The sequence below is a fragment of the Seonamhaeicola marinus genome (genome assembly GCF_008085455.1).
Genome location: NZ_VSDQ01000423.1, coordinates 1 through 295, shown reverse-complemented (window position 1 = coordinate 295; position 295 = coordinate 1). Strand labels below are relative to the sequence as shown.

1 protein-coding gene is annotated in these 295 nt (G+C 36.9%); it reads left to right on the top strand.

The annotated features are described in order from the left end of the window. Positions 1 to 295 (top strand): S1 RNA-binding domain-containing protein (locus tag FUA24_RS07485; RefSeq protein WP_148541135.1); only part of this gene is annotated, 295 nt, incomplete at both ends.

Here is a 295-nt window from a genome sequence, read left to right as displayed (position 1 = left end):
AGCAAACACCCTTGGGAAGCATTAGCTGAAGAGGTTAAAGTTGGTGATAAAGTAAAAGGTAAAGTAGTTGTAATTGCAGATTACGGTGCATTTATTGAAGTTGCCGATGGTGTTGAAGGTTTAATTCACGTTTCTGAAATGTCATGGTCAACACACTTACGTTCAGCACAAGATTTCGTTTCTGTAGGAGATGAAGTTGAAGCAGTTATCTTAACTTTAGATAGAGAAGAACGTAAAATGTCTTTAGGCATTAAGCAATTAACTCCAGACCCATGGACTGACATTACTGAAAAAT